This window comes from Oleiphilus sp. HI0066 (assembly GCF_001635725.1).
Genome location: NZ_LWFH01000472.1, coordinates 1 through 663, shown reverse-complemented (window position 1 = coordinate 663; position 663 = coordinate 1). Strand labels below are relative to the sequence as shown.

The 663-nt window shown below is 41.3% G+C and carries 1 protein-coding gene; it reads right to left on the bottom strand.

The window, feature by feature from the left end; translation table 11 throughout:
- Window positions 1-663 (bottom strand): hypothetical protein (locus A3738_RS30685; protein ID WP_197473654.1); only part of this gene is annotated, 663 nt, incomplete at both ends.

Here is a 663-nt window from a genome sequence, read left to right as displayed (position 1 = left end):
GAGCATCAAGTTCTGAAATTGTCCAATCTGACTGGTGCAACAATATGCGTTCAAACGAATATTCGTCACTATACGTCTGAACAGCTATCTCTTCTCTGACACTCCCCCAATAAAAAGCACGAACAAAACTTTCACTAAGGGTCAGTTCAACTGTATTTGAAACAATAGATCCTTGCAGCGCCATATCAATAACACCGTGATGCGTTTCATTATTCACTTTATCCGCTTGATCTTTTGGATCGTCAAAAATAGTCATGTCACCATTCTCAAAAGACTGCTCAACAAGAGCCAACGCATTTAATTGGACCGACACATCAACCGGCAAAGTGCGTGGAATATCTTTACGACGCACCATAACATCATCGTTCACAGAAAAAGTGCGGGCGCCTTCCTCGTCTACAGTTACGTTAACTATAATAATGCTTTGATCTCGCTCATCTACAATTTCAGTACTCCCTGCAGGGATAGTAAGCTCTGCTAAATCGGGATTCCCCATTTCATATGTTTTAAGAATTGCTTCCAGCGATTTCATAATAGCTTTATAAGCATACTCAGCATCTTCCGAGCTCATCATTGATGCAGCATCAAGCTGAAACTCAAAGCCATCCAACACATAGCCTACAGATTGCAACTGAGTGCCTTCAGGGTCTTCAATAATTGAAG